Source organism: Pseudomonas sp. AM14(2022), assembly GCF_036346455.1.
Taxonomy (GTDB): Bacteria; Pseudomonadota; Gammaproteobacteria; order Pseudomonadales; family Pseudomonadaceae; genus Aquipseudomonas; species Aquipseudomonas putida_A.
In genome coordinates this window covers 201752-228307 of record NZ_JAOTNY010000010.1, presented here as the reverse complement: position 1 = coordinate 228307, position 26556 = coordinate 201752, and the positions used below count along the sequence as shown (strand labels likewise).

Genomic DNA, 26556 nt, shown 5'->3' with positions numbered 1-26556 from the left:
TTATGCGTCGCGCCCTGCTCTTCGCTTGCGCTCTGCTCGCCCTGCCTTTCGCGCAGGCGGCAGACCTTCAACCGTTCTCCGCCAGCTACACCGCCGACTGGAAACAGTTGCCCATGAGCGGCACCGCCGAACGCAGCCTGACCAAGGAAGCCAACGGTGTCTGGAAACTCAGCTTCAAGGCGTCGATGATGATCGCCAGCCTGACCGAAGAAAGCACGCTGACCCTGGACAAGGACACCCTGCTGCCACAGTCCTACCACTTCGAACGTGGTGGTCTGGGCAAAGCAAAAAAGGCTGATCTGGACTTCGACTGGAACAGCAAGATGGTCACCGGCACTGACCGGGGCGACGCGGTGAAGATCCCGCTGAACCGTGGCATGGTCGACAAGTCGACCTATCAGCTGGCGCTGCAGCATGACGTGGCCGCCGGCAAAAAGACCATGAGCTATCAGGTGGTCGACGACGGTGAAGTCGACACCTATGACTTCCGTGTATTGGGTGCCGAGAAAGTCGACACCAAGGCCGGCAAGATCGATGCAATCAAGGTCGAGCGCGTGCGTGACCCGACACAAAGCAAGCGCATCACGGTTCTGTGGTTCGCCAAGGACTGGGATTACCTGCTGGTGCGCCTGCAACAGGTTGAAACCGACGGCAAGGAGTACAACATCATGCTCCAGGACGGTACGGTCAACGGCAAAACCGTTAAAGGCAGCTGATCCGCCGCTACAACGAAAAGCCCCGCAGATGCGGGGCTTTTTTGTGCCTGCGATTTCCAGGCGACACACAAATACTGTGGGAGCGGGCTTGCTCGCGAAGGCGGCCTGCCAGCTAACGAAGATGTATCTGATACAACACCTTCGCGAGCAAGCCCGCTCCCACAGGGGGTGAGTGCAATCGTCAAGGGTCAGCTCAGACCGAAAATCTGGCCACCATATTGTTCAAATCCACCGCCAGCCGCGACAACTCCTGGCTTGCCGCACTGGTCTGATTTGCCCCCGCCGAAGTCTGCATCGCCAGATCGCGGATGTTCATCAGGTTGCGGTCCACCTCCCGCGCCACCGCTGCCTGCTCCTCCGAGGCGCTGGCGATCACCAGGTTGCGCTCGTTGATCAAGGTGAACGCCGAGGCAATTTCCTCCAGCGCCAAACCCGCAGCCTTAGCCAGTTCCAGAGTCGAATTGGCGCGGACGCTGCTCTGTTGCATCGAACTGACCGCCGAATCGGTGCCCTGCTGGATGCCACCGATCATCTGCTCGATTTCCTGGGTCGATTGCTGGGTGCGATGGGCCAGCGCCCGCACCTCATCGGCCACCACCGCGAAGCCACGCCCGGCATCCCCGGCCCGCGCCGCCTCAATCGCTGCGTTCAGTGCCAGCAGATTGGTCTGCTCGGCAATTGAGCGGATCACGTCGAGCACTTTGCTGATGCCGTGAACCTTCTGCGCCAGATCCTCGACCTGCGTGGCATTGGACGTGACGTCGTCAGCCAGGGACTGGATCGAAGTCACCGTCTGGTTGACCTGCTCGCGCCCATGCTGGGCAATCCGGTCAGACTCGCGCGACGCCTCGGAAGTCGCCACGGCGTTGCTCGCCACCTCTTCCACGGCAGCGGTCATCTGATTGACCGCCGTGGCGGCCTGCTCGATCTCCAGGCTTTGCTGGTGCAGCCCGCGCGTGGCGTCCTCGGTGACGCAACTCAGTTCCTCCGAGGCCGACGCCAACTGGCTGGACGACTCGGAAATCTGCCGGATGGTGTCGCGCAGGTTGTGCTGCATGCTTTTCAGCGCCTGCAGCAGCCGCGCCGGTTCGTCCTTGCCGGAGATGTTGATATCGCCCGTCAGATCACCGCCGGCCACCACTTCCGCCACGCCGAGTGATTGCGCCAACGGCAGGACGATGCTGCGGGTCAGCAGCAGCGCCAGACCGATGGTGATCAGCGCGGTAATGCCGATCATCACCCCGACCCACACTCGCGAATTGATGAAAACCAGGCGCGCGGCTTCGGTGGCAAGATTGGCGTTGTGCTTGTTCAGCTCGACCAGCTCCTTCAGGGTGACCGCCATGTCGTCGGCCAACGGGCTCATTTCACCGTTGAGAATCGCCGCCGCCTCCTCCACCCGATTCTGTGCGGACAACTGCATGACCTGCGCCTGAAACTCCAGGTACTTGTGCTCGGCGACCTTGAAGCGGTCGAACAACTTGCGCTCTTCGGGCAGCACGATCAACACGTCATAGCGTTGTTGCGCTTCGCTCAACACACCGCGCAGGTCATTGAGCTTGGCGACATTCTGCGCCAGCGCCTGCGGGTCGCGATTGAGCAGCAGGCGCATGGTCAGCGCACGCAGGCGCAACATGTCCTGACTCATCTCGCCGACCGCCATCACGCTCGGCAGCCAGTTGTTGTCGACCTCATCAGACTGGGCGCGCATGTTCGACATTTGCAGCAGGGCGAACGCCCCCAGGGCAAACACCATCAGCGCCAACACACCAAAACCCAGGCCGGCTCGCGGCGCGATATTGAGACTACGGATGCTCATGACTCTGGTTCCTTCCAAAAGCGCTGCATCAACCCTGCAGCTGGTTGCTTTAGAAGGTATCGGCCCGGCGAAAATTTGCGTAAGACCAAAAGGTGATATCAAAAGGCCTTGATACTTCGAACCCTCGGCATTAACGATTCAGCGCGGTTTCCCGGACTTTGCCGCTGTTCGCGGCAATATCGCCAAGAAGTTATCCCGGGCGACCTTACGCGCAATTTCTTCAGGCAAGGCATCAAGGAACGGCGTGAAGCTGCGCATTTCCTGACCGAGCTTGGTGAAACGGCCTACAACATCCGAACCCACCATAAAGCGCTCAGGGTATTTCTCGACCAATGCCAGCCATTCCGCACGCGGCTTGCCCTGCTCGTCCAACAGATACGGCGTGAGCATGCTCCACGACAGATCAATGAACAGATTCGGATAAGCCTCAAGCATCCGACTCACCGTCGGCAGGAGGAATTTCAGTTGCGTCTGGTGCCGATGAATTTCCGCGCTGGTGCCGGCGTGCGCCCAAATGAACCGGGTGTGCGGGTGATTACGCAGGGGTTCTTCGATTTCCTTCAAGTACAGCGGATTTTTCTCACGCTTGGAGGTGATGTTGGAATGCAGCATCACTGGCAGATCGTTTTCGGCAGCCAGGTGATAAATCCGCTTCATCGCTTCGTTGTTGGCCCGTGGCGTATCGCCAGCGGTCAACGCCGTCAGGTCGTCATGGCGGGTGAACACTTCGCCGATGCCCTGCCACAGCCCCGGATACAGATCGAGCATGCGCTGAATGTGCGCTGCGGAGTTCTTGTCATTGGGGTTGAAGCCCGACAGGAACGGATGAAAGTGCAGACGCTGCTCCGGCGTCAGTTTCTGCACGGCATCAGCGACGATCACGTCGGTGGCGCTGTACCAATAGGCATCGGCGTCATCGCCGGCGTAATAACGCGGACGCTTGGGTTCGTCCTCATGCCATTTCTTCGCCACGGGAATCCCGGAAATCATCACGTGATCGATGGAATTGTCCTTCATCGCTGTGAGCAATTTCGCCATGCCGGCGGTTTCCTGGAAAAAATCCACGTAATGCAGGTGCGCATCGCTGTAGGTGTAATCGCGCGCGCTGGCGCTACCGGCAAATGCCAGCAGGCAGGCAAGACTCAAACGAAACAAGGACACAAGTAATCTCCGGCAGGTAGGCATAGCCTAGACCTTGAGCCGATGACAAGGGTTCATCCTGTAGGAAAGTGGAACGCGGCTCTGTAGGAATGCTCTATAACTGCAAGGTCCTTTTTTGATCGCACGACTTTTTCCTACTGCCAGTGAGGTTGCCATGACTGTTACCGTCAATACCGTCTCCGCCGAAGGTTTTCGTCACACCGTACAGATCGATGACCACGAATTGTTTGCCGACGTGCCGAAGTCTGCCGGCGGCGAAGGCTCGGCCCCCGAGCCACACGACTACTTCGACGCCGCGCTCGGTGCCTGCAAGGCACTGACACTGAAGATGTACGCGAAGAAGAAAGACATCCCGCTGACCGGCGTGGGTGTCGAGGTCAAACGCGACAACAGCGAAGAGCAAAAAGGCAAATACGCCCTGCACGTGACGCTTACCCTCAAGGGCGTCCTCACTGATGCCCAACGTGAAGAGTTACTGCGCGTGGCTGATCGCTGCCCGATCCACAAACTGATGACTACCACCGACGTCAGCATCGAAACCCACGCCCCACAAGGCTTCGACAGCCAGTAATCACCCTCTTGCCAGCGGCGGGTTATGCTTCTGGCATCACCCGCTCAGCCTGGAATGCACCATGGATACGCAACCACTGATCATCCGCCCGCGCGCCGAAGACGTCGAAGGCCAGCCGATCCTGCGCCCGCTGCCGTCAGCCAAATGCCGCAACGTCGGGCCTTTCGTGTTTTTCGACCACATGCTCGAAACGGTTTATCCGACGGGCAAAGGCATGAACATCCGACAGCATCCGCACATTGGTCTCTCGACTCTGACCTACCTGTTCGAAGGACAGATCCAGCACAAGGACAGTCTCGGCTCCGATCAGGTGGTCAGTGCTGGCGATGTCAGCTGGATGACCGCCGGCAGTGCGATTGCCCACGTCGAGCGCACGCCCGAGCCGCTGTGGGAGCAAAGCTTCACCATGCACGGCTTGCAGATCTGGCTGGCTTCGCCCAAGGATCATGAGCAAGGCCCTGGGCATTACAGCCATCACCCGGCCGCAACCTTGCCGGTCAGCGATAACCTTGGCGTGCAGATCCGGATGATTGCCGGGTCAGGCTTTTGCCTGGAATCACCGGTGCCGGTGCTTTCTCCTACGCTCTACGCCGAAGTGAAGATGCAGACCGCGACCACTTTGCTGATCCCGACCGAGCACGCGGAACGCGCGATTTATGTGCTGAGTGGCGATGCGCAGTTGAATGACAAACCCCTCGAACCCCATGCGTTGGCGGTATTGCCGGCCGGGGAAGAGATGAGCCTGTTTGCCGAAAGCGATGTGCACGCAGTGGTGTTTGGTGGCGCTGCGCTGGACGGGCCACGGCGGATCAACTGGAATTTTGTCGCGAGCGATCCGGCGGCGATCGATGAGGCGCGGCGCAAGTGGGCGGCCGGGGATTGGCCGACGGTGCCGGGGGAAGTCGAGCGGATCGAACTGCCCTGAGTGTTGTGTCGCTAGAGGGTAAGCCTTCGCGAGCAAGCCCGCTCCCACAAGGGGAATTGTGGTGTGTATGAGTTCTGAGTACACATCACAATCCCCCTGTGGGAGCGGGCTTGCTCGCGAAGAGGCCAGTAAAGGCGCCGAAAAATCAGCCCTTGAACACTTCTTCCAGCAAGTCATGCATCGACTTGAACGCACGCTTGGCAGTCTTCGCGTCGTACATCATCTTGCCTGGCACATTGGCATGCGGATCGGTGAATGAGTGCACCGCACCGCCATAGCTGAGCAACTGCCAATCGACCTTCGCCGCGTTCATTTCATCTTCGAACGCAGGCAATTGCTCCTTCGGCACCAGCGGGTCGGAGGCACCGTGCAGTACCAGCACCGAGCCCTTGATGTTCTTTGCGTCGGCCGGGTTCGGCGAGTCGAGCGTGCCGTGGAACGACACCGCTGCCTTCACCGGTGCACCGGTGCGCGCCAGGTCCAGTGCACAGCAACCACCGAAGCAGAACCCGAACACCGCCAGCTTCGAGGTATCGACCGCTGCCTCGCCCTGCTTCTGCAATTGTTCGAACGCTGCCTGCATGCGCTTGCGCAGCAGTGCGCGGTCGTTCTTCAGCGGCATCATCGCCGCGCCGGCCTCGTCAGCGTTCTGCGGACGTACTGCCTGGCCATACACGTCAGCAATCAACACCACGTAGCCCTTGGCCGCGACCGATTTGGCGATCTCTTCCGCCCCGGCGCTGACGCCCATCCAGTTCGGCGCCATCAGCAGGCCCGGGCGCGCGCCCTTGTGCTCGGCGTCGAACGCCAGACGACCTTCATAGGGCTGGCCATCCAGCTGATAGACCACGGAACGTACAGTAACTTGGCTCATTTCTGACTCCTGATTAGTTAAACACCAGAATGAAAAAACCCGCCGAAGCGGGTTTTTCTACATCGTGATTAGGCTGACAGCTCAACCAGCAGCTTGTTCAGACGGGTCACGTACGCGGCCGGGTCTTTCAAGCTTTCGCCAGCCGCCAGAGCGGCCTGATCGAAGAGGATGTGCGACAGGTCGCCAAAACGCCCTTCGTTCTGCTCGCCGTCGAGTTTCTCGATCAGCGGGTGGCTCGGGTTGAATTCGAAAATCGGCTTCGACTCCGGCACTTTCTGCCCGCTGGCTTCGAGGATCTGGCGCATTTGCAGGCCCAGGTCCTGTTCGCCGATGGCCAGAATGGCTGGCGAATCGGTCAGACGGTGAGAGACGCGAACCTCGGCAACGGAGTCGCCCAGCGCGGTTTTCAGGCGCTCGACCAGACCTTCTTTGGACTTGGCGACTTCTTCTGCAGCTTTCTTGTCCTCTTCCGAGTCCAGGTTGCCCAGATCAAGGTCACCGCGTGCCACGTCGACAAAGGTCTTGCCGTCGAATTCGCTGAGGTAGCTCATCAGCCACTCGTCGATGCGATCGGTCAGCAGCAGCACTTCGATGCCTTTCTTGCGGAAGACTTCCAGGTGCGGGCTGTTCTTGACCTGCGCGTAGGTTTCTCCGGTGAGGTAGTAGATCTTGTCCTGACCTTCCTTGGCGCGCGCCAGGTAGTCAGCCAGACCGACAACTTGCTCGCCGTCGTCGCCTTGAGTCGATGCGAAACGCAGCAGACCGGCAATTTTTTCCTTGTTGGCGAAATCTTCGGCCGGGCCTTCTTTCATGACCTGACCGAAGTTTTTCCAGAAGCCCTTGTATTGCTCAGGCTCGTTCTTCGCCAGTTTTTCCAGCATGTCCAGCACGCGCTTGGTCAGCGCCGACTTCATCGAGTCGATGATCGGGTCTTTCTGCAGGATTTCCCGCGACACGTTCAGCGACAGGTCGTTGGAATCGACCACGCCCTTGATGAAGCGCAGGTACAGCGGCAGGAACGACTCGGCCTGATCCATCACGAACACGCGCTGCACGTACAGCTTCAGGCCTTTCGGCGCTTCACGCTGGTACAGGTCGAACGGCGCGCGGGCCGGCACGTACAGCAGCGAGCTGTATTCGAGCTTGCCTTCGACCTTGTTGTGGCTCCAGGCCAGCGGGTTTTCGAAGTCGTGAGCGATGTGCTTGTAGAACTCCTGATATTCCTCGTCCTTCACTTCAGTGCGCGGACGGGTCCACAGGGCGCTGGCGCGGTTGACGGTTTCCCATTCAACGGCAGGCTGCTCTTCGCCTTCAGCGGCAGTGACTTCTTTCGGCAGCTCGATCGGCAGCGCGATGTGGTCGGAGTATTTCTTGATGATGTTGCGCAGACGCCAGCCGTCGGCGAACTCGTCTTCAGCGGACTTCAGGTGCAGGACGATACGGGTGCCGCGCTCTGGCTTGTCGATTGTGGCGACTTCGAACTCGCCCTCGCCTTTCGACGACCAGTGCACGCCTTCGCTGGCCGGAGTGCCGGCGCGACGGGAATACACATCAACCTGGTCGGCAACGATGAACGCCGAGTAGAAGCCGACACCGAACTGGCCGATCAGGTGCGAATCTTTCTTCTGATCGCCCGAGAGATTCTTCATGAAATCGGCGGTGCCCGACTTGGCGATGGTCCCCAGGTGGGTGATCACATCGTCACGGTTCATGCCGATACCGTTGTCTTCGAGGGTGACGGTCTTGGCGTCCTTGTCGAAGCTCACACGGATTTTCAGTTCAGCGCCACCTTCGAGCAACTCAGGCTTGGCCAGGGCTTCGAAGCGCAGCTTGTCGACAGCGTCAGAGGCGTTCGAGATCAATTCGCGAAGGAAGATTTCCTTGTTGGAATACAGCGAATGGATCATGAGGTGCAGCAGCTGCTTTACCTCGGTCTGGAAGCCCAGGGTTTCCTTTTGAGTTTCCACACTCATGGTCATCAAACTCCAATCAGATGGCAGTGGCCGCGATCCAGAGGGGTCGGCGGCGGGTTGTTCACTGAGTTGGGGGCAGCGTTCAGGATTTCAAGGGCTCATCAATTTTGAAATGTGCACGGGCGGTGGCAATCGGTTCGCTCTCGGTGCTTTGCCAGGCCGTGATGGCGACGTTGGCCACGCGCCGCCCCTGGCGACAGACCTGACATTTGGCCCAAGTGTCGCGAAACTGCCCGGCGCGCAGATAATCCAGAGAAAAGTCGATGATCTTCGGCACCCCGGGCGAACCGGTGAAGATCAGCAAATGCAACGCGGCTGCCAGCTCCATGAACCCGGCAATCACCCCGCCATGGATCGCCGGCAATAAAGGGTTACCAATGTTGTCCTTGTTCGCCGGCAGCTTGAACAGCAATTCATCGCCGACCCGGGAACATACGACGCCGATCAGCCCGGCGTAAGGAATTATCCGCAACAACGGCGCGTAATCGCCCTGAGCGTGAGCCTGCAGCAGCTGTTGCTTCCAGTCATCGCTCATCGATTTTCTCCTTTGACCTTGCCGCCAAATCCCTGGGTACCTTTCAGGCCCTTACCCATGCGCATGAATGTACCGACGACATGGGCGATCGGCTGATTCGGGTCATCCTGATAGGCAAAGCCGCGAGCGAAGATCACATCGGTGGTGACCCGGTAACACTGGGCAAAGCCATAGACATCCTTCTTCGGCTCGGCGGCATGCATGTAGTCGATACGCAGGTCCAGGGTCGGGCAGACTTCGAATTCCGCCAGCACGCACAACGTGGACATGCCGCACGCGGTGTCCATCAGCGAGGTAATGGCGCCGCCGTGGATGACCCCGGTCTGTGGATTGCCGACGATTTGCGCGTTGTACGGCAACCTCACCGTCAGCCCTTCGCTGCTGGCGCTGTGTACCGTCAAACCGAGCACCTGACAATGGCGCAGGGCCGAAAGAAATCGTGTCGCGCGCTCAAAAACGGGGTTTTCAGCCATTTGATAATTACTCTCGTTAGAGCCTTTTGCCAGTAGTAGGAAATGCCGCAAAAGTTCCACTAAAAAACAAACTTATATATCTGAACGAAATGAGGAACTTAACCTTTGGGCCAGTGCTCTTAAGGCCAGTAGTTATTTTCCATAAGGAGAAACACCCCATGCGTAAGACTTTAGCTATTGCCTTGATGTTGACCGCTTCCCTCGGTCTCGCTGCCTGCGATAAAAAATCCGAGGACAAAGCTCAAGATGCAAACCAACATGCTGAGCAAGCTCAGCAAGACATGAACAAAGCTCAGGATAAAGTGAACGACGCAGCAAAAGAAAACGCCGAAGCTGCCAAAGCTCAGGCTGAATCGAATCAAGCTGCTCAGGAAGAAGCTGCCAAGAAGCAATAATTGCGACTTGATGCAGAAAAAAGGAAACCCGCCAAGTGCGGGTTTTCTTTTGCCTGTGATTTTTTGTCAGTCTTGGCTTAGAAGCTTTCTTAGAGCAATACGGTTCTAAAAGTCGGACTAATCATCAGTAACAAACTGCAGATCAGGCCGACCAGCCACACCAGGCTGCGCAGGGATGGTTTATCCGCCAGGTACAACCACACGTAAAGAATTCGCGCGATCACAAAGATGATTGCCAGGGCATCGATCAACCAGCCTTGGGTTTGCGTGGTGTGCGCCATCAGCACACCTACGGCGAACAGGATGAACGCTTCGATACAGTTCTGGTGTGCCGCCAGCGCCCGCGCGCCGTAACCAGTGAGTTGTGCCTGTTGTTGGCGCGGCAGGTGGTTGTTGTAACCGCCCTGCTCTTTCATGGCCTTGCCCACTGGCATGCGCGCGATGTAAATCAACAGTGCACTGATAAACACACACCAGAACGGAATACTCATCAAGCAGCCTCTTTATTGGTTTCGGGCAAAGGTGCCTCTGTAGGGGTATAGACCATCACATCCAGCACGTCGGAATGAAACTCGCGGCGGTACAACACGATGACCACCCCGGCACTCATCAACATGAACAGCCACGGGCTGACAAACCACGCCAGCATGCTCATGCCGAAGTAATAAGAACGCAGACCGAAGTTGAACTGGTTCGCCGCCATCGAAATCACCCGCGCCGCCCGCAGTGCGAACGCCTTGCGCTCCTGCTCCGAGACCTGACGCTCACCGATCATCGGCGCGGAACCGACCAGCACGGCAGCAAAGTTGTACTGACGCATGCACCAACTGAACGTGAAAAACGCATAGACGAACACCAGCGCCAGACACAGCAACTTGATCTCCGACATGCCCTGCGATGCCTGCTGCACCATCGGGATATCCGCCAGCAACGACACGGCGCGCTCGGATGCACCGAGCACGGTGAGAATGCCGGCGAGGATGATCAGGGTGCTGGAGGCGAAGAACGAGGCGTTGCGCTCAAGATTGCCGATCACGCTGGCGTCGGCGATACGGTTGTCACGCAGCAGCATGCGGCGCATCCAGTCTTCGCGATACAGGTGCAGCACGCTGGCCAGGCACGCGGTGTCGCGGGCCTTCCACGACGCATAACGGGTGTAGCCGCCCCAGCAGATGACAAACCAGAGCGCGGCCAGCAGGTGGATCAGATTGGCTTGGATGAACGACATTCGTTTTCCTGTGAAGTGTTGATGCATTACCTGTAGGAGTGAGCCTGCTCGCGATTCGCTGGCACATCCGGCATTGATCCGACAGGTACGACGCCATCGCGAGCAGGCTCACTCCTACATAAAACCTGTGCAGTGCTTCGACGTTAGCTCGCGGAAAAAGACACTGCCAGACGCCCATAAAAAATGCCCCGTATCGATTGATACGGGGCATTTCTGTTTAAGCGCTGAAGACCCGTTTGTGGCGGGTCAGACAACGTCAGGCAACGGCTTCGCTGCGCTTGCCCAGCAGGCGATCGCAGACCACGGCGACCACCAGGGTCATCACGCATGGCACCAGCCACGCCAGGCCCTGCTCGCTCAGCGGCAGGTGCGACAGCTGCGACGGCATCCAGTCAGCCAGACCGGCGCCCTTGAGCGCGTCGATGGTGCCGAACAGGAACGACACCAGCATCACCGGGCCGAGGATCCGCCCGTGTTCATGCCAGAAGTCCTTGCAGAAGCTCAGAGCTACCAGAACGATGCATGGCGGGTAGATCGCGGTCAGCACCGGGATCGAGAACGCGATCAGCTTGGTCAGGCCCAGGTTCGACACCAGCAGCGAAAACGCGGCGAGGATGATCACCAGGGACTTGTAGGACAGTGGCAGCACGCGGCTGAAGTATTCAGCGCAGGCGCAGGTCAGACCGACCGCCGTCACCAGGCACGCCAGCGAGATCAGCACCGCGAGGAAACCGCTGCCCAGCGAACCGAAGGTGTGTTGCACGTAAGCATGCAGCACCGCCGCACCGTTGGTGGCACCGACCGCGACTTCGTGGCTGCCGGAGCCGAGGCGGAACAGGCTGATGTACACCAGCGCCAGACCGACACCGGCGATGAGGCCGGCAATGATCGCGTAACGGGTGATCAGCGCAGGCGACTCGACGCCACGGGAGCGGATCGCGTTGACGATGACGATACCGAACACCAGCGCGCCGAGGGTATCCATGGTCAGGTAACCATTGATGAAGCCCTGGGAGAACGGTGCCGCGACGTATTCAGGTGTGGCCTGACCGATATCACCAGCCGGCAAGGCGAACGCGGCGATGCCGAGTACCGCCAGGGCGATGATCTTCAATGGCGCGAGGAAACGCCCCACGGTATCGAGCAGACGGCCCGGATACAGCGAGATGAAGAACACCAGCAGGAAGTACACCGAGCTGTAGAGGAACAGCGCCAGAGGGCTTTCGCCGGTCAGCGGCGCCAGACCCACTTCGAACGACACGGTCGCGGTCCGCGGGGTGGCGAACAGCGGGCCGACCGCCAGGTAGCATGCCGCGGCGAGCACACCACCGGCGATCTTGCCGATCGGGCTGCTCAGCGCATCCATCGCACCACCGACCTTGGCCAGGGCGACGACGGTGACCACCGGCAGACCGACGGCCGTGATCAGGAAGCCCAGCGCCGCCATCCAGACGTTAGGTCCGGACTGCAGGCCGACGATAGGCGGGAAAATGATGTTGCCGGCCCCGACGAACAGGGCAAATGTCATAAAGCCCAGTGCCAGGATGTCCTGACCTTTCAAAACTTTCATTAAGGAAATACCACACTACTGAATCGGAATTTAGAGGGGGATTTCCCTGTGGGGTTAGGGAAATGCTGTCAGTCCGTATAAGACTGACCTGTTTAGCGCGTTGCATGCCTTGTGGGCGGCAGACGCAAAAATGGCTGCTAGCCTAACGAATTTGTCTGACAAACGCACTGTTTGAGGGCGAACTATCCGATACACGACGTGTCTGTGTCGCGTTTACGCATTTATTTTTCCTAACCACAACCCTGTGGCGAGGGAGCTTGCTCCCGCTGGGTTGCGAAGCAGCCCCAATGCAGACGATTGGGTTCTGGCTGTTAGATGGTTCTACGCCTGCTGCGCAGTCGAGCGGGAGCAAGCTCCCTCGCCACAAAAATCCACTCAAATCCCATATGCCAGAAACAACAAAGGCCACCCGAAGTTCTTAGCAGCACAATTTTGTACTAAACATCAGCGAGTGAGTGAGTGCTTGATTTTCAGCCACTCTTTATTTTTAGTACATGTACTATTGTTTATACTACTCAAGGTAGGCGCAAGCCACTGGGAGTTGTCTCCCCCCTATGCAGCTGCGCGAACCGACATCGCCGGTCTTTACGATAACTGTCCTGTCCCCTTTCGATGTGCTACCCCCTGCCATGTCGCCTCCCCTACCACCGGATGCTAGAACCTACCATTGCTGATGCGCTGCGTTTGGTAAATGCCATTCTTGCTGACGTGAACACTGCGTATCCTGGATTTGAAACTCGCTTCAGAATCGAGGACGCACCACGCGATGAGGAGAGTAATGCAGCGGCTTCTAAAGATTCTGCATAGGCTAAGGTCTGGAATAAACGGGATTAATCTGCAAGGTCATAATGATCCCGAATCGGGACATTAATCCTAAAAAACTGGCTTAGTGTCCCTTTTCGGGCACATTACACGGCCACCTTTAATCCAGAGCCGTGTTTGGTCATTGCTTGAACAACTCATCCAGCGGCACGAACGCAGCCCCAGTTTCTGCAGCAGCTCTAACCTTCCGGTCAATCACCTCCGCAATGGGTATCCGCCGTCCCAGTGCTTTATAGATGTCCTCGCCGGACATGCAGATCACCTTTCGTCCTCTGCCAAACGCGTGGAGGCCTTCTTGGGTGAACCCGCCATAGCTGATGAAAACACCACGCGCCCAGGCAGCCTTTTGATCAAGCTTGCCTTGAAACGTATGGAGTTCGGCTGCCCCAATCGGATCTCTGACCCATTTGGCCTCGATCAAATACGTTTCGTTTCCTAGCTGGAAGCTACCGTCTATTTGCTCACCAACTAGGCTAAACGGCGAGCGGGCCTGGAGCCTGGAAGAGTCGAAAAGCTCTTTGAGAAATTGTTCGAATTCGTAACCACGTTTCTGAGGAGGCAGATCACGTAGATCGAAAAGCTGCTGTTTCAAAGCGTCGAGGATTGGGCCCTGATCAACCACCGCTGCCGCAGCGAAAGGATTTCGTACCACATCGGAGTGCTGCCCTAGCGATCTTATTGACTCGAGCAGGGAGAGAAAGCGGCCTTCGGCGTTCACGACGTCTTCCTCAGCCTTACTCTCTTCCCGAATAGTTTGTCGGTACTTCCAGAGGGCTTCGAGCACTCGGACAACCGTGGGGTGATCGGCGTTCTGCAGAAGGCATCTGACACGCCTGGCCTTGGAGGTGCCATCCTTGGAGAACATCTCGTGAGAGATGTCGATCTCTAGCTCCTCCATGAAGAACTCGTCCATCGTACGGTTGGAGAAGTCGAGGACGTATCCGCCGCCCATGTCGAAGATCGAATCCAAAAACCGCATCTCAGTTGATTTGAAATTCGCCACGCCTATCCTCATTTCTCAGTTCGCTGAAATCATTATCAAAACCCAGATCGCGCAAAAGGCCTACTCACCACTATGGCCAAAGGTGGGGAATAAAGCGGTTCTGCGGCTTAACGAGCACAGCCCCATATTTTAGAGCCTATCGTAGACGCACTGCAGATTTGCATGCTAGCTTTGCCGCCTCCCCTGATCTTCCTGGATCAAACGGTCGGCTCGTGAAGGCTCAAATGCCACAGGTTGCAACACCCTCTTTATCGCACGCATTTCGACGATAGTCAGCGGGCAGCCGACACCCTGGCGACCGGAGAATTGCTATGCGCGTCCCAGTCTATCCAAACGACCTGATCCGTAATCGTGGCTTCAAAAGCCTGGCCAAGCAGTTGCAAAAGCAATGGTGTGGCCCATCCCCAATCTCGCTTGCAAATGCTCAAGAAGTGCTCGCGCAAGGATTGGGTTATCAGAACTTCCACGATCTCGAAAAAGCCTCAAAGATCTGCCCGACAGATGAGCCTGCGCCACCAGAAGCAATCGTCAGGCGAGCGATTCGTTCAGCCATCCGAGCTACCCTTCAGCCGGAGGTAGGGCTATATGCAGATCAACTCAAGCTGAAACCGCTCGTAGAAGATCTTCCCCTTACAAACCTTGTAGCCTTCAAACGTGTGCAGGCTTCTCCAGATCCGGGTCGAGACCCGCTTCTTAAACTGGTTAGCAGGGCTCAGTTAGGATTGACCAGAGAACAAGTTCAGACGCTGGAAAGGATCCTTTCCGAATCTGGCGGCTTGAGAGATCGGGCGCTGTTCGCATGCATGCAAGGTGCGCTGCGGCCAGGCGAGTACCTATCAGCAAGAATGCGGCGCAATGCAGCGGTCTATAGCGTGAAGAGCCTTGATACCAAGAAGGTACATGAAGCAATTCCCGAGAGTCACAGGGTTATCTTTGATCACTACGTCAAGGCCTCAAAGTTGTCGGACGGTGAGTACCTGTTCCATGCGGCTAATGCCCCTGATCGTCCATTATCGTCTGACACGCTAAGAAGGATCTGTGTCTCGTGGGCTCGCAAAGCGAACATCAATGTGAGCCTGCTCACCCCCCATAGCATTCACAAGACCACGGATGATTACGCCGACTTAATGCACCAAATGAGCCAAAGAATGGGACACAACAAAGCAATTATGTCCTTGGCATATGTAGCTGGACGACCGACAACCAGGATCCTTTAGTTTTTGATCAACTGGCTGCCAAACCAACGTACATAATGTCGGCACCCAACTGAATGCGGGCTCAAGAAATACTCATGACCACCAGTACCCTGGCTCAGAAATCGAGGGAGGCTCAGCATGTTGTTGCCCTCATCGGTGCTGGTGCGCCAGCCGAGAGTGGCATCCCGACATTCAGAGATGCTCTGACGGGACTATGGGGGCGTTTCGATCCTGCCCAACTTGCCACCAGCGAAGCATTCAGAGACGACCCGGCGCTGTGTTGGGGATGGTATGAGTGGCGTCGAAGTAAGGTGATCCAGGCCCGGCCAAATGGTGCGAATATGGCTATCGCTGAGCTCGCTAGGCATGTGCCCAAGCTGACCGTGGCGACCCAAAATGTTGACGACCTTCATGAACGAGCCGGCAGCCAGGATGTGATTCATCTGCACGGCACCCTGTACGCGACGCCTTTGGCGACCTGGTGCATGCTACGAATCTACTAGGCTGAGCAGCGAATGAGCCCGAAGACTAATGAGTCGAAGAGATCCTTGAGAGCCTTTTCGAGTCCGTGATCGCGGATTTATTTATAGGTCTTGCAGAGCCCAAGGCGGCTCCCGCAAGGCCACCCTAGTTGTTCACTGGATAGAGCTGCCGAGGGGAGAGTTCCTGTGGCTATCGCCTATTCAATTCCTTACGTTTTTTCAGCATCAGTTGCTTTTGCGGAAATGCTTGGCGCAAGACGCTCAGTGAGCCCTGATAAGAAACCGATAAACAAGAAGCCAGCAACACCCTTATCGGCGAAGGAGAAAGCCAAGCCAGACTTAACCGCAAGATAGACAAATATTGCTGAAAGCATGCCCGCTACTATCCGGTAGCGGCTTTCGAGTTCGTGGATGTTTTTCCCAACATGACAGTCAAGCTTCTCGCCGCCCATGCGCATGATGATCGACAGTAAAGCCCCCATTGCCCCAGCAACCGCTGTCAAAATCAACTGAAAAGCCATGCTACCGATCACAGATTTTACCGTATCTCTAAATACCCAGATCGCGATGCCCGTGAGTAAAATGACAGCTACCGTCCTACCTGCTTCTGTCAAATACCATTCCCGCGATATCTCTTCACTACGATTTTTTAGATAAATCTCTGCGTTTGCGAGTATTCCCGAAGCCGTATCGAACTCGCCCTCAAGTGCACAGGCAAGGGCTTCCCCCAGCAACCTCTTAAAATCTAGGGAGAATTTATCCGGAAGGTGACTATTAGGTTTGCACTCTAATATCCCTATCTGAGATAGAGTTTTTTGCCGCCCCGCCTGACTATGCGAGTTAACCCTGTCGTACTCTTCGCTAGTTTGCCAATCCAGAGTGCTGGACGAGTCAACGAATACAATGTAGCCGTCTGTTTCGACTACTAAGTATTTGACATCCATTGCGCCCCATTTGGCTTCGTCGTAGTCTGGCATTTTATTTTGTTATCACGGCGAACGGATAATAGTCCAGACGGCGCCCGGCATTAAATACGGGAGTTTGAGCGGAGCTTTTCTTAGTAAGTTGGCCATGAGCCCAATCGAAGGCTTGCTTAACATTTACAATGCCATGACTCCTTTCAGGTAGGTAAGCATTGGGGCTAGCAATAAGAGCCTGAGTAAATGCACCACCCTTTTCATCTTCACCTGCGGACTGATTCACGCTACAGGAATAAGCGACAATTCTTCCCTCAGAGCAGCTCATCACCGCAGAGTCGAAAGCAGCGCGATAATCAAATTTGTCTTCCGCACTGTAACTCTCCATAGCAGCTTTTAGAAGGCTCTCCGATATAGTGATCTTGCGCTCGTGCCTACATACATCCGCAATCACAAACTGGCGCTTGCCGCGAGTGTTTATAGAGTCGATGCTTAGCGTATCTTCTTCTGTTAAATAAATTACGGTGCTACCGTTAGTGCCAAGCACCTGGTGCTCTCCGTGCCCTGCACAGAGGATAAAGACATAATCCACGTCAGCACATGAGTTGAGGTGTTTGGTAACCGTGGCTTTGGACTGGTCTACGAGTGTGATTATCTCATTCTCTCGCCAGGCTCCACCAGTAGGAGAGCATAGAAATGCCTTCATATCCTTAATATCTTGGACAACGCCTGGCAGATATGTCTCTACGCTAGGAGCCCCAATCAAAATAGCTTTCCTGCTCAGCATTCCATCACCTATCAAAAAAGTCTCATACTGTTCGTTGCCCTCAACCCAGCAAGAGTTGAGGAAGTTAAGCCTTGGGGATGCACCCAAACCAGCTAGGAAGGTGGATCGTCAAGCGACCAAAGCTACTAAAATGCCATCATTATGTCCATAGGATCACACTTACCATAGGTGTCATCTAGGCACTGCCAATTCCCATACCTCACCTGAGCGAGCTCGGGAAATCCCAGAGCATCGCCGTCCAGCTTAAGATTGCCATGGGGTCATGTGTTGGCGAGGAAGTAGGCAGAGTCCGGAGTCTGGACTCACATCTTATTGAGGCAAGCGATGCGTGGAGGAGCAAGGATGAAAAACCGCAGAGCGTCTAGCCTGCCGTGAACAGGTAGCTTGGCCGACTAGAGCTGCTCAGCCTAGTCATTTTGGAGCGACTACAGAGATCACTTCCACATACCTGTACTTCTTCCTAGCAGCCTTCACAGCCTCTTGTTCGGCAAACTGCGAGCTCAAAGTGTCTGCCTCGTGAATCAGCTCGTATGTTGCCCCCTCGAATTCGTTTCCAACCCGGAGCGTGACCCTGAGCCTTGGCGTGAATGCTTTCGCCGCTTTCTTCTTGGCTATGCAAGGTGCTCAGCATGAAGGGAATAGATATCGATTCGCCCCGCTCAACCGTCCTATAGGCAACAATCGCCCTTGCAGCGGCCTGAGCAATCCTCAGAATATTCAACACATCATCGCAACGAGGTTGCCGTCGAGATAATCGACTATTTTACCAACGATTGACCGGACATCCGTCCATGACGCGATTTCAACTTGATGGAGATCCGTTGGGCCGAAGGGCTCATCCGCAATTTCCCACAGGAGGACTTCACGCGAACACATAAGCCAGGCTGGCTCATTTAAAGGTCATTCGAAATCACGGCTGCTCGGGCGTGGTTGTTTGCAGGTATCTGCGGACGGTTGTTTTTGAAAGCCCCAATGACTCTGCAATTTTGGATACAGATACACCTGCACCGCTTAAGCGATTTGCCTCAGCCGCCTTTTGCGCCGCATCGGATCGTACGGGTCGACCAGGCGGCAGCTTCCCGGCTCGTGCCATTGACTCCATTTCCTGATCAACACTTTCTTTTTTAATTTTGCTCAGCTGCTTGGAAATGCGTTTAAGGCCCTCAGCGAACGGCTCATTAGATTGGAGGGACGTCGCCATTAGAATCAGCGAGGCCGGCTCAACTTCCATTATCGCTGCAAGACGAATGAGCACATCAATCGTGATGTTCACCTCGCCACGCTCTATCCGCCCCCAGTAGGAACGATCAATTGTGATCAGATTTTCCTGCGTAAAACCCTTTCTTCTACGCAGTGCTCGTACTACTACAGCCAGGGCTTCTGCGGCCTCCATGACATTTCCCCAAGCAAATCGAGGATGAGGCCATATTGCGCAGCACCATAACACGGACTATCATCCTCATTATGGTGCGATCTGCACTTTCAGGCTGTCTTCCCGTGATCCAACTGACGTTTCCAAGCCAACCCGACTGGCGTGCAGACAGATTCTCGCGAGGGGCAAGCGCAAACAAGCGGAGTTGAATTGTCAATTTCCGGGTTATTAATTGAGGTAAACCGTATGGCTAGCGTCCAAGAGCCCGACTTTATGAAAGGGCCGAGAACCCCCTTGGAAGGCCTGGCTGGCACTTCTGAAGCTCGAGCTTTAGCAGCCGACCGCTTTGCTAAAAAGCCTTACTGCCTAGTTCGAGATTGGACAATATTTCGCATTGAAGTCACCCGCGACGAGCTCTTCAAATGTCATGCAGCGGGCCAGCTACCGTTGATCTTGTTTGCTCACAACGTGGCCGAAGACAGTCAAGGTCGTTTCGAACGGGGTGACTGGGTTCGTTCAAGCATGTGTACCGATTTTCACGAGGGTGTTGTGTTCGAAACGAGAAATACGATTTACGTTTTGATTGGCCCAGGTCATGAACAACCCGCGAGCCTGAAAGACGTGTTCTCCCTCTTCTAACTACGCTCTGTATCGGAGCCCATTCAGGCTAAGGACACACGATGTTTAAAACACACGACGCCGACATGCTGGGCCTACCGGGCATGTTCGGTGAGGGTCAATACCAATGGCATCAGGTATCCAAAGTGCTTCGTAATCACTGGTATCACGTAACTGTCCAGGCCATGTACGAGGACAGAATTTCAGAGGCGGTTCTGCTGATCGACAGCGAACCACGGCTTCAGCAACTGCTGATTGCCCAGGACGCCGAGACGATCATCACAGAGGTGCAAGTAGTCACACCTGCCCACATGAATGGCACGGGAGTTTGGCGCATGGAGAAACTGACCAAGGTGACGCTTGGTGAAGACCAAAACGAGTGTGTTGTGTGCCTGCTGGAGGTCGAGACCGGCTCCAAATACCACAGCTCTCACCAACCTGGCTTCAACACTGATGTGCTGAGCAACCTTCGTCCGATCTATCACGCGAACATGATTCGTACAGCCTGAGATTTACCAAGAATCCTTCACGATACCAGCACAGATGGTTCCGTGAAGATTCCCTGGTAACGCCATACTGACTGCGAAAGGAACGCAATTATGCTGAACACAATTGATGTAAATCTGCATGGAAAACGACATACAGATTTCGATCTCGCACGAATCCTAAAAGCACAAGCGCAAGGCTTCGAAAAACCGATAACAGCCTATCTCTGCGGAGTATCCATAAAGGCTCGTGCTGGCATCGGCGTGGTTTTTGGCCACAAGCGAAAAGACCAATATGGTCGGTTTGGCGATGGTCATCTGATCAGGACTTCTGACGTCATTAAGGCGGAGCGCGAGGGCCGATTTTGGGTGCTGACAACAGTCAACTCTAGGTACGTTCTCGCTACGTTCCAGAGGGGTAATGGTAGGGCTAGCCTGCGCGAGTTTCAGCGTCTTGCGGCGGGGCTGCACCATTTCACCCCATGGGCGTTGCAGTGATCTTTTACGGGGCGACTGGGCGCTTTGTATGAGGCCATGGTGGAACCCAGACCCTGCAAGTCTTGGCTCTGACGGGCTTACATCCTCACGTCTCTGCCGAGTTGCCTGCGTGCTCCGCTTGCCTAAACCTAGGAGGAGCAATTGAACGACCAGTGATCATTCCTTTCACTGGCCGTTTCTCACACCTGTATCGGGCTATTCTGCTGCAGTTGAAGTGTTTCTTGTCACCGTTGCCTTGACACCTGTCCGAGGATTGCCCTCAAGGTGGATAGTATTCAAAAGGTATTCGTCGGGCAGACTGGAGAACTTCTGCGCCAGATGTCTTGCCAGGGTGTCGCTTGCGGTCGTCAGGATCAGGTTCATGTGATCCATCGAAGTAGCTACGAGCCTGAATATGTCAAGCATGGCGACCCTGTTGAGGTCGTCCAAGTGTGCGATTGGCTCATCAAGCAGGAAGCTGCCTCCAGTAGACTTAGCCCTCGCCAGGTAAAGTGACAGGGCCAAATCCTGTCGCTGGCCTTGACTCAACTTTTCCTGCGCTGCAAGCGGAGTATCGTTACCTTCCGCAAGCACCATCCAGTTCAGATCGTCCCCAGATACGCTTAGCTTGTGATAAACCTCGTTAGCATGCATTCGAGAGAATAGTTCTGTCGCCGGGCTCAAGAGCGGAGACAGGCTTGATACAGTCACATCGCGAACATGATCACCATATCGATTGATAGCCTCATCCGCTGTGAGGATGTGATTTTGACCTGTTTGTAGCCTTTTGCTCACAGCCGACTTTTCTTTCTGAAGCTCGATCAATTTTCCAGAGTCGTCGTCGACACTCAGCAACACTTGGCATTCGGCGATTTCCGATTCGTATCCTTCCGCCCTGATGAGTTCCGCCTCTACGCGAGTTTGGGTGGCCGCGTGCAGTTCTTTCGAAATTGGATGGCCATCGTTAACCTGGTTCCACTGGTTTTGAAACTGGTTTACAACCTGGGAAACAGCCGCAATGCTGGCGTTGAGTTGATTGGACTCTTGGGCCTTGGCTTGGATGGCCCGAAGCTTTTCGTCTACAGACCGAGCAAGGTTTGTGCGCTCTAATGTAGTCACCTCCAATTGGCGCTGGTAGTGCTGCGAATACTGAGCCAGTCTTTGACGCGCCTCCAAAACTCTGGTGATCGCGTTGGGAGAGGATGGGGACTTAAAGAAATCTTCAACCTCTAGCAGTGATCGAGCAACCTTTTTCGTCCCGATCACAACTATGACTCGAGCTCTCAGGCCTTCAAAATGAATAATGTCAGACTCTAAAAATTCGTCCTTACCCATGATGGAGAGGTAGCCCGTTTTCGACGCAAATGCCTTCAAACTATCGCGTACTGACTCGAGCAGAGCGGTGTAGTTCTCGGCGGACTTTTGCTGCGAGCGCGCAGCCTGTAATAAGTCGCTCCAAAGCTTCTCCGTTTTCTGAGCAGTCTCCAGTTTGGTCTTAGCAACCTGTATCTCTGGAGTTATCGCAGCGTAGGTGAGGTGCTGGCGCAAGGCTTCTGCATCCCCCCAATCGTGGCTGCAGAGTGGACAATGACCGGTTATCGAATTCTCCGCTGCTTCATGCCCTAGCGCCCTCAAGCGGTCTAATACATTTGATAGCGCGTCGAATTCGGATTGAGCCTTCTCGCGCTCTCGCGAGGCGTCACTGGCAGATTTTGATATTTGGATGAAGTTTGCAGGAGGAGGTACAGGGCTGCGCAGAAGGTCAGACCTTTGCTGTAGGAGGCCAAGCAGCGTGTCTTTGTTGTGGATCAGATACTCCAGGGCGCTCAGCCATTCCTGCTGTCGGCTGTCGTCCCAGTTGTATTCGACAAACTCATCCTCCACAGCCTTGAAAAAATTGACGGCGTTATGGTCTCTTTGAGCGATGATTTCGCTCTTGGCAACGTTATCCCATTGGGCAAGAATGGCGGTTTGTGACTGCGCCCACACCACGCCTAGTTTGGCTTGGCCGACGCTTATATCGACCTCAGAAATTTGCCCCGAGAGTTGGCGATGTTCCTTGGTCAAAGTTTCGCTGGTGTCTGTGGTTTCGTTAAGCTGCTTTCTGCTAGTCACGAGCTGCTGCATGCTTGACTCATATCCTGCCCACCCTTCGAGCAGGTGGTCTAATATCCCCTTTTGTTGCCTGGTGCTTTGTAGCAGCCTGGCGACTTTCAGCTGGGCATTTTTGAAGTCATCCAACACGTTCCCAGAAGGCTGACTGTCTGGAAATCCAGACAACACTGCGTTCAGCTTCGGAATGGCTTGATCACGCCCTTGCTGACTTTGAGCCAACCTCGCCTCTAGGATTTCGATGCTTGCCAAAACGCTCTTGAGCTTTGTCTCCAAACCCTGGGTCTTGGGTAACTCGTTTCGATACTCCTTCAGGTTGCTTAGCGTGCTAGCGAGATGACCAAGACCGAGTATGTCGGCAAATATTTGCTGTCGGGTTGCTGATTCGCTGTTGTCTACAAGAAGGGCTAAGGAGTTTGCGTACAACCATCGGCTGTTGCGCAGCCAATCCCGTCTGGCTTTGCTGGTAGCCTGCGCTGTACCACCCGAGACTGAGGTAGGAGTTAACATCCCTAGCAGGTCAGAATCTTTAATCTGCCTCATCTTCTTGTCGGTTGCGGCTTTGATCCAGGCTTTGCCCTTGATTCGTTTTAGCTCGTACCTGACGCCGTTTATTTCGCATTCAACGTGGACAGCAGTGTCACCAGATCCCCACTCGCACGAAAAATCAGTAGTCGTTGGAAGGTCATTCACTTTGTTTGTCAGCAGCCACTCCAACGCATAGCAAATGGTGCTTTTGCCGGTTCCATTTGCAGCGTGGATAACGGTGAGACGTGCGTCGAGAGGGATTTTTAAGACTTTCGGGACGCCCCGGAAATTTCTGATCTCGACCGAGAGGAATTTTATGGCTGAGTTATTCATTCAAATCCCACTTCTTTCCATGTTGGCGGGCTAAAACCTTTCCGGTCGACCCGGCGATTGCCTGCAGCAAGCTAGTAACACTATCGTTGTCAGTGTCGAATACTGAGAATTCGGTCTGCGCTGATGGCGCCGCCAATCCAAGCGGGGTAACGCGCTGACAACGTTGCCAACCAGTGGCATCAGAGTACACAACATGCTTTCTCACGAATCGTGTGTCTTTTTCGACTTCGTTCATGAAGTGCTTCAGCTCATTGGTCATTCCTGAGAGCGCCAGGACTAAGTATCCGTCTACGACTGAACCTTTTTTTTCCAGTCGCAGAAGCCCTGCGTCCAGGAAAGCTTCAGCCTGTCTGGTTTCTGCCCAGACTTCATCTGGCGTAGTGCCTTCAATCCGTACCAGTAGAACCGCCGCAAATTTTGTAGACCAATATTTCACTTGATTCGGTAATGGTGGGCCAGGCCAGTGAGGGTCGTTATCAAATATCAGGAGTTCTTCTTGAGGCGATACGAAGCCAGCATCGATAGCTCGCTCATCCAAGAGCTTTATTAGTTCATTGAGCATCTAGAGTTTTCCTGCGAGTGGCAATGTCATCCATGAAGTCCTCGACCGCCATTGTTTCCTCTTCGTCACAGCACGAATGAACTTCATCAAGTGGAAATACGTAGACTCGATTCACCATGCCGACGTCCGTGAATGACCCCCTTAGACGCGGGCCTGTCGTGAAGTCCAGGCGTTCTTCGCTTTCATTTTTGAGTTCACCCAGTTTTTGGTCTTTGATTTTGCCCTCAGCATTGGCAAAGACCACGAGGTGAGGATGGTTGGCAGTGTCTCTCGCCCACTCGTAAAGCTCTACCGTCATCTGTCTTACGAGGTAATCGTCGTTTGTCCACGCGAGCACGTTGTATTCACCTTCGCTCGGTGTGCTGAGCTGGAGATGACCTTTCGACCCAGGCTCGGTTATCCATGTGGCACTGCCGTGTGACTTGAGATAACTGAGGGCGCAAACCGCCTTCATTACATATTTTCCAGAGGCGGCGAGTTCTTCCAAGGAGAATGCTTTTTCTGGCGCCACGCCATGACGCGTCTGATACGCAAACGACTGGGCGTCTTTCAGCCCTCCTTGCTCAATCAAGTCGTCCAAAATAGCTAGTTGATCCCTAACCTCTGGAATGTAGTAGCTAGAGGGTGGGTGTCGATCAAAGAGCTCATGCAGCTCGACGGCTGATGGCATCAGGTCATACGTGATCCCCCCTGCCTGCAATCGATGGCCTCTAACACGCTTGAGAGTGATATTAGTACCCCAATTGAGCGTCAGGGTAAGACTGCCGCTCGTACTCCTGCGCATCACGCGACTGGGGGGCTGCATGGAAGGTGGGCTTGATCGCGTATTTAGATCGGTTTCGGTGGCAGGAAAAATACCGGTAGCACTGTGAAGCTGCAACTTACAGTCCTGAAGTCTGGCGCTGTTCGCTGACGCTATCGCAACCGGGGAAATCAATCGGCGTGCATGGTAATCGGCGAGTGATGTCACGACATCCATAAGATCGTCGATGTGCTGGGAAGCTAAAACCAGATTCGGGCGTTTGAATTTATCCTCGGCTTGACTGGCGATTAGCCTACGTAAATGAGAGTTTCTGTTCGAGGCCGGATTGACGAAATCATCACCTAACGTTGGCCATATGATCATGTCCTTGAAGGCGAGTCGAAGTGAGAAGCTGCCGTGATCAAGGGTCGGATCTTTAGGGGCGGTTTCAACCAGCACATGGCAGCTGATCTCACCTTCCGCGCCATTTGTAACCCAGCACCATCCTGCTCTGTAGTCTTGAGCTGATGCGGGCTCCCAGAGCGGATCGATCCAAGAGATGTTGTCTGCAACTCGCCAAGCGTTGAGTTGCACCCCCGTCACCGCTCCGCACCCCACTAGAAGTACGAGCGGGCTTGGATACGCTTCTACCAATTCGTTTATTTCTAGCCACTGCGCTGGCGTGGCTGCTGCCGAACCGGCAGTTACAACTACAGGTCTGCTGCCAAATACCTCTTTAAGAGTTCCGGATTTTGGGCTAAGCATGCCCTGCAAGAATGGCAATAGATCTTGGCCTTGGATCAGGCATACGTTGAGGTCATCTCCATCTCTTAGCTCCCAACTGATGTACTCCGTACGAATCTTGCTCAGGGATGCCTCTTCTCCGGCAGGCAATGTCCCTCCAAGAGACGCTAAGTAATCCCGCACGACCTTTAAGGTTTCTCCGGCATCCGAGTCCAATTTGAAGTATGTATTTCTTACCGAAGGGTGCTTACCTACCAAGGCCGATAAGCTATCTTTTCTCAGAGCCCTAGTTTCTAAGGTAGGTATCCGCTGCCACACAATTGCGCATAGTTCGGCAGGGGTTAGTTTGTTGAGGGCATCGTTTTTCTGAAAAGTCTTGGATTTGTTGAAGACTTTTTCACAAGCTTCTTGGAAGGCATCCAGCCTGTCGTTGAATCGCTTGACACCTTCCCCTTGCAGGAACTCAAAAGCATCCGTGGCTACGTCATCAGCCGCCGCAAAGTAGTATCGAAACGTTCCACCGATAGGGGGCGCAATTTGCGGTCGGATGTGTGCATAAAGGAAGAACTTGCAGGTTTCGTAAATCACCGTACCGAGATCAAGCTTTTTCTTTAGACGCTTACATTGGATAACCCCAGCTGGAACGCCTGCCTTGAAGAGAATGACGTCTCGACCTTGGTCGGCTCCATCGTTGAGACGACCCACCACGTCGTACCAGGTGTCATTGTCGCGCTCGTATTCGGCCCGATATACGTCTGCGACTAAAAGCTCAAAATGAGCATCACCCATGCGTTCGAATGGGAGTTGCCCGCAATCCATAGCGAATAGATCAGGAGCGATGGTCTTGTCCGCTCTAACCTTCGCCTCCTCGTCAGGGCTGATGAGTGAGATCTCTTCTTCGGCCAATTTCCGCTCCTAGCGTTCAGTGACTGGCATCGTGCTGAGCCTGGCGTTTCCGTTAAGACAGTGGCGGGCAACTGGCTGAGCAGAGTCCTTGCTGTGTTTGGAAGTCGTGTGACTCAACGTCCGTATTTGAGAGGCTGGCGATGCCAAGCGGCCATCATCATAAGTCGTGCAGGAGCGTGAAGATAGCCGCTGAACTAATACGCTCTCCCTCTTCCGATAAGCGTCAGCGA

Annotated in this window: 24 protein-coding genes and 2 pseudogenes; 9 read left to right on the top strand and 17 right to left on the bottom strand. The window is 55.0% G+C overall.

Annotation, left to right across the window (positions count from 1 at the left end; genetic code table 11):
• The first annotated feature begins 2 nt into the window (after positions 1 to 2).
• Complete coding sequence (locus V3W27_RS20240) at positions 3 to 716, top strand: DUF3108 domain-containing protein (protein ID WP_007962880.1); 714 nt, start codon at positions 3 to 5, stop codon at positions 714 to 716.
• Positions 717 to 909: 193 nt separating this feature from the next.
• Here the strand turns inward: V3W27_RS20240 and V3W27_RS20235 are convergent, their stop codons facing one another.
• The gene (locus tag V3W27_RS20235) at positions 910 to 2535 is read right to left on the bottom strand and encodes a methyl-accepting chemotaxis protein (RefSeq protein ID WP_330207376.1); all 1626 of its coding nucleotides are present in this window, start codon (positions 2533 to 2535) and stop codon (positions 910 to 912) included.
• A gap of 138 nt (positions 2536 to 2673) precedes the next feature.
• Complete coding sequence (locus V3W27_RS20230; RefSeq protein ID WP_442962672.1) at positions 2674 to 3720, bottom strand: amidohydrolase family protein; 1047 nt, start codon at positions 3718 to 3720, stop codon at positions 2674 to 2676.
• A gap of 130 nt (positions 3721 to 3850) precedes the next feature.
• Between V3W27_RS20230 and V3W27_RS20225 the strand changes: the two genes are divergently transcribed.
• Both V3W27_RS20225 and V3W27_RS20220 read left to right on the top strand, forming a co-directional pair.
• Positions 3851 to 4267, top strand: a complete 417-nt coding sequence (locus V3W27_RS20225) for an OsmC family protein (RefSeq protein WP_027614046.1) — start codon at positions 3851 to 3853, stop codon at positions 4265 to 4267.
• Positions 4268 to 4328: 61 nt separating this feature from the next.
• The gene (locus V3W27_RS20220; protein ID WP_330207374.1) at positions 4329 to 5192 is read left to right on the top strand and encodes a pirin family protein; all 864 of its coding nucleotides are present in this window, start codon (positions 4329 to 4331) and stop codon (positions 5190 to 5192) included.
• A 145-nt stretch (positions 5193 to 5337) separates the two neighbouring features.
• Here the strand turns inward: V3W27_RS20220 and V3W27_RS20215 are convergent, their stop codons facing one another.
• From V3W27_RS20215 to V3W27_RS20200, 4 genes are all read right to left on the bottom strand, one after another.
• A complete protein-coding gene (locus V3W27_RS20215) occupies positions 5338 to 6066 on the bottom strand; it encodes a dienelactone hydrolase family protein (RefSeq protein ID WP_258679004.1) in 729 nt (242 codons plus the stop codon).
• A gap of 68 nt (positions 6067 to 6134) precedes the next feature.
• Positions 6135 to 8039 carry a molecular chaperone HtpG gene (htpG, locus tag V3W27_RS20210; protein WP_027614043.1) on the bottom strand — a complete coding sequence of 635 codons (1905 nt, stop codon included), beginning with the start codon at positions 8037 to 8039 and terminating at the stop codon, positions 6135 to 6137.
• Between the two features lie 82 nt (positions 8040 to 8121).
• Complete coding sequence (locus tag V3W27_RS20205) at positions 8122 to 8574, bottom strand: PaaI family thioesterase (protein WP_330207373.1); 453 nt, start codon at positions 8572 to 8574, stop codon at positions 8122 to 8124.
• Entirely contained in the window at positions 8571 to 9047 is a 477-nt protein-coding gene (locus V3W27_RS20200) for a PaaI family thioesterase (RefSeq protein WP_330207372.1), read from the bottom strand. Before V3W27_RS20200 ends, V3W27_RS20205 begins: the two co-directional genes overlap by 4 nt.
• A gap of 158 nt (positions 9048 to 9205) precedes the next feature.
• Here V3W27_RS20200 and V3W27_RS20195 point away from each other — a divergent pair, with 158 nt between their 5' ends.
• On the top strand, positions 9206 to 9442 hold the full coding sequence (locus V3W27_RS20195; protein ID WP_007962865.1) for a hypothetical protein: 237 nt from the start codon (positions 9206 to 9208) through the stop codon (positions 9440 to 9442).
• Positions 9443 to 9531: 89 nt separating this feature from the next.
• On the opposite strand, the gene V3W27_RS20190 is transcribed toward V3W27_RS20195, so the two are convergent.
• From V3W27_RS20190 to V3W27_RS20175, 4 genes are all read right to left on the bottom strand, one after another.
• Positions 9532 to 9933: an MAPEG family protein gene (locus V3W27_RS20190; RefSeq protein WP_007962864.1), complete on the bottom strand. Its 402-nt coding sequence runs from the start codon at positions 9931 to 9933 to the stop codon at positions 9532 to 9534.
• Positions 9933 to 10670 (bottom strand): DUF599 domain-containing protein, encoded by a 738-nt coding sequence (locus tag V3W27_RS20185; protein ID WP_027614039.1) that lies wholly within the window; start codon positions 10668 to 10670, stop codon positions 9933 to 9935. Before V3W27_RS20185 ends, V3W27_RS20190 begins: the two co-directional genes overlap by 1 nt.
• Before the next feature lie 256 nt (positions 10671 to 10926).
• Complete coding sequence (gene brnQ, locus V3W27_RS20180; RefSeq protein ID WP_330207371.1) at positions 10927 to 12240, bottom strand: branched-chain amino acid transport system II carrier protein; 1314 nt, start codon at positions 12238 to 12240, stop codon at positions 10927 to 10929.
• A gap of 943 nt (positions 12241 to 13183) precedes the next feature.
• Positions 13184 to 14065 (bottom strand): restriction endonuclease, encoded by an 882-nt coding sequence (locus V3W27_RS20175; protein WP_330207370.1) that lies wholly within the window; start codon positions 14063 to 14065, stop codon positions 13184 to 13186.
• Between the two features lie 311 nt (positions 14066 to 14376).
• Between V3W27_RS20175 and V3W27_RS20170 the strand changes: the two genes are divergently transcribed.
• Together V3W27_RS20170 and V3W27_RS20165 are read left to right on the top strand one after the other, a co-directional pair.
• Positions 14377 to 15282, top strand: a complete 906-nt coding sequence (locus V3W27_RS20170) for a hypothetical protein (RefSeq protein ID WP_330207369.1) — start codon at positions 14377 to 14379, stop codon at positions 15280 to 15282.
• Positions 15283 to 15356: 74 nt separating this feature from the next.
• Positions 15357 to 15722 (top strand): annotated as a pseudogene (locus V3W27_RS20165) (Sir2 family NAD-dependent protein deacetylase); the annotation flags it as partial.
• 230 nt (positions 15723 to 15952) lie between these two features.
• Here V3W27_RS20165 and V3W27_RS20160 read toward each other — a convergent pair.
• The 4 genes and pseudogenes from V3W27_RS20160 to V3W27_RS20145 all read right to left on the bottom strand — a co-directional run bounded on the left by V3W27_RS20160 (position 15953) and on the right by V3W27_RS20145 (position 18840).
• Positions 15953 to 16720 (bottom strand): hypothetical protein, encoded by a 768-nt coding sequence (locus V3W27_RS20160; RefSeq protein WP_330207368.1) that lies wholly within the window; start codon positions 16718 to 16720, stop codon positions 15953 to 15955.
• A gap of 1 nt (position 16721) precedes the next feature.
• A complete protein-coding gene (locus V3W27_RS20155) occupies positions 16722 to 17447 on the bottom strand; it encodes a caspase family protein (RefSeq protein ID WP_330207367.1) in 726 nt (241 codons plus the stop codon).
• Positions 17448 to 17858: 411 nt separating this feature from the next.
• Positions 17859 to 18059, bottom strand: a pseudogene (locus V3W27_RS20150) (hypothetical protein); the annotation flags it as partial.
• Between the two features lie 298 nt (positions 18060 to 18357).
• Positions 18358 to 18840, bottom strand: coding sequence for a transcriptional regulator (locus V3W27_RS20145; protein WP_330207366.1), 483 nt, complete (start codon positions 18838 to 18840; stop codon positions 18358 to 18360).
• Positions 18841 to 19065: 225 nt separating this feature from the next.
• On the opposite strand from V3W27_RS20145, the gene V3W27_RS20140 reads away from it, so the two are divergent.
• The 3 genes from V3W27_RS20140 (at position 19066) to V3W27_RS20130 (ending at position 20420) form a co-directional block, all read left to right on the top strand.
• Entirely contained in the window at positions 19066 to 19458 is a 393-nt protein-coding gene (locus V3W27_RS20140; RefSeq protein ID WP_169902119.1) for a DUF6957 family protein, read from the top strand.
• Between the two features lie 41 nt (positions 19459 to 19499).
• Complete coding sequence (locus tag V3W27_RS20135; RefSeq protein WP_330207365.1) at positions 19500 to 19946, top strand: hypothetical protein; 447 nt, start codon at positions 19500 to 19502, stop codon at positions 19944 to 19946.
• Between the two features lie 90 nt (positions 19947 to 20036).
• Positions 20037 to 20420, top strand: a complete 384-nt coding sequence (locus V3W27_RS20130; RefSeq protein WP_330207364.1) for a hypothetical protein — start codon at positions 20037 to 20039, stop codon at positions 20418 to 20420.
• Between the two features lie 195 nt (positions 20421 to 20615).
• Here the strand turns inward: V3W27_RS20130 and V3W27_RS20125 are convergent, their stop codons facing one another.
• The 3 genes from V3W27_RS20125 to V3W27_RS20115 are packed head-to-tail and all read right to left on the bottom strand — an operon-like array spanning position 20616 to position 26326.
• Positions 20616 to 23372, bottom strand: coding sequence for an AAA family ATPase (locus V3W27_RS20125; RefSeq protein WP_330207363.1), 2757 nt, complete (start codon positions 23370 to 23372; stop codon positions 20616 to 20618).
• The gene (locus V3W27_RS20120; protein WP_169902233.1) at positions 23365 to 23934 is read right to left on the bottom strand and encodes a hypothetical protein; all 570 of its coding nucleotides are present in this window, start codon (positions 23932 to 23934) and stop codon (positions 23365 to 23367) included. The genes V3W27_RS20125 and V3W27_RS20120 overlap by 8 nt, the downstream gene beginning before the upstream one ends.
• Positions 23924 to 26326 (bottom strand): ABC-three component system protein, encoded by a 2403-nt coding sequence (locus V3W27_RS20115; protein ID WP_330207362.1) that lies wholly within the window; start codon positions 26324 to 26326, stop codon positions 23924 to 23926. The genes V3W27_RS20120 and V3W27_RS20115 overlap by 11 nt, the downstream gene beginning before the upstream one ends.
• Positions 26327 to 26556 lie beyond the last annotated feature (230 nt).

What these genes read in the sequence shown, in the direction of transcription:
- V3W27_RS20185 (WP_027614039.1), bottom strand. Translation starts at nt 10,670, where the DNA reads ATGTCGTTCATCCAAGCCAATCTGATCCACCTGCTGGCCGCGCTCTGG.
- V3W27_RS20195 (WP_007962865.1), top strand. Translation starts at nt 9,206, where the DNA reads ATGCGTAAGACTTTAGCTATTGCCTTGATGTTGACCGCTTCCCTCGGT.
- V3W27_RS20200 (WP_330207372.1), bottom strand. Translation starts at nt 9,047, where the DNA reads ATGGCTGAAAACCCCGTTTTTGAGCGCGCGACACGATTTCTTTCGGCC.
- V3W27_RS20130 (WP_330207364.1), top strand. Translation starts at nt 20,037, where the DNA reads ATGCTGAACACAATTGATGTAAATCTGCATGGAAAACGACATACAGAT.
- V3W27_RS20220 (WP_330207374.1), top strand. Translation starts at nt 4,329, where the DNA reads ATGGATACGCAACCACTGATCATCCGCCCGCGCGCCGAAGACGTCGAA.
- V3W27_RS20235 (WP_330207376.1), bottom strand. Translation starts at nt 2,535, where the DNA reads ATGAGCATCCGTAGTCTCAATATCGCGCCGCGAGCCGGCCTGGGTTTT.
- V3W27_RS20140 (WP_169902119.1), top strand. Translation starts at nt 19,066, where the DNA reads ATGGCTAGCGTCCAAGAGCCCGACTTTATGAAAGGGCCGAGAACCCCC.
- V3W27_RS20225 (WP_027614046.1), top strand. Translation starts at nt 3,851, where the DNA reads ATGACTGTTACCGTCAATACCGTCTCCGCCGAAGGTTTTCGTCACACC.
- V3W27_RS20215 (WP_258679004.1), bottom strand. Translation starts at nt 6,066, where the DNA reads ATGAGCCAAGTTACTGTACGTTCCGTGGTCTATCAGCTGGATGGCCAG.
- V3W27_RS20160 (WP_330207368.1), bottom strand. Translation starts at nt 16,720, where the DNA reads ATGCCAGACTACGACGAAGCCAAATGGGGCGCAATGGATGTCAAATAC.
- V3W27_RS20120 (WP_169902233.1), bottom strand. Translation starts at nt 23,934, where the DNA reads ATGCTCAATGAACTAATAAAGCTCTTGGATGAGCGAGCTATCGATGCT.
- V3W27_RS20125 (WP_330207363.1), bottom strand. Translation starts at nt 23,372, where the DNA reads ATGAATAACTCAGCCATAAAATTCCTCTCGGTCGAGATCAGAAATTTC.
- V3W27_RS20240 (WP_007962880.1), top strand. Translation starts at nt 3, where the DNA reads ATGCGTCGCGCCCTGCTCTTCGCTTGCGCTCTGCTCGCCCTGCCTTTC.
- brnQ (WP_330207371.1), bottom strand. Translation starts at nt 12,240, where the DNA reads ATGAAAGTTTTGAAAGGTCAGGACATCCTGGCACTGGGCTTTATGACA.
- V3W27_RS20205 (WP_330207373.1), bottom strand. Translation starts at nt 8,574, where the DNA reads ATGAGCGATGACTGGAAGCAACAGCTGCTGCAGGCTCACGCTCAGGGC.
- htpG (WP_027614043.1), bottom strand. Translation starts at nt 8,039, where the DNA reads ATGAGTGTGGAAACTCAAAAGGAAACCCTGGGCTTCCAGACCGAGGTA.
- V3W27_RS20170 (WP_330207369.1), top strand. Translation starts at nt 14,377, where the DNA reads ATGCGCGTCCCAGTCTATCCAAACGACCTGATCCGTAATCGTGGCTTC.
- V3W27_RS20155 (WP_330207367.1), bottom strand. Translation starts at nt 17,447, where the DNA reads ATGCTGAGCAGGAAAGCTATTTTGATTGGGGCTCCTAGCGTAGAGACA.
- V3W27_RS20190 (WP_007962864.1), bottom strand. Translation starts at nt 9,933, where the DNA reads ATGAGTATTCCGTTCTGGTGTGTGTTTATCAGTGCACTGTTGATTTAC.
- V3W27_RS20230 (WP_442962672.1), bottom strand. Translation starts at nt 3,720, where the DNA reads ATGCCTACCTGCCGGAGATTACTTGTGTCCTTGTTTCGTTTGAGTCTT.
- V3W27_RS20145 (WP_330207366.1), bottom strand. Translation starts at nt 18,840, where the DNA reads ATGGAGGCCGCAGAAGCCCTGGCTGTAGTAGTACGAGCACTGCGTAGA.
- V3W27_RS20135 (WP_330207365.1), top strand. Translation starts at nt 19,500, where the DNA reads ATGTTTAAAACACACGACGCCGACATGCTGGGCCTACCGGGCATGTTC.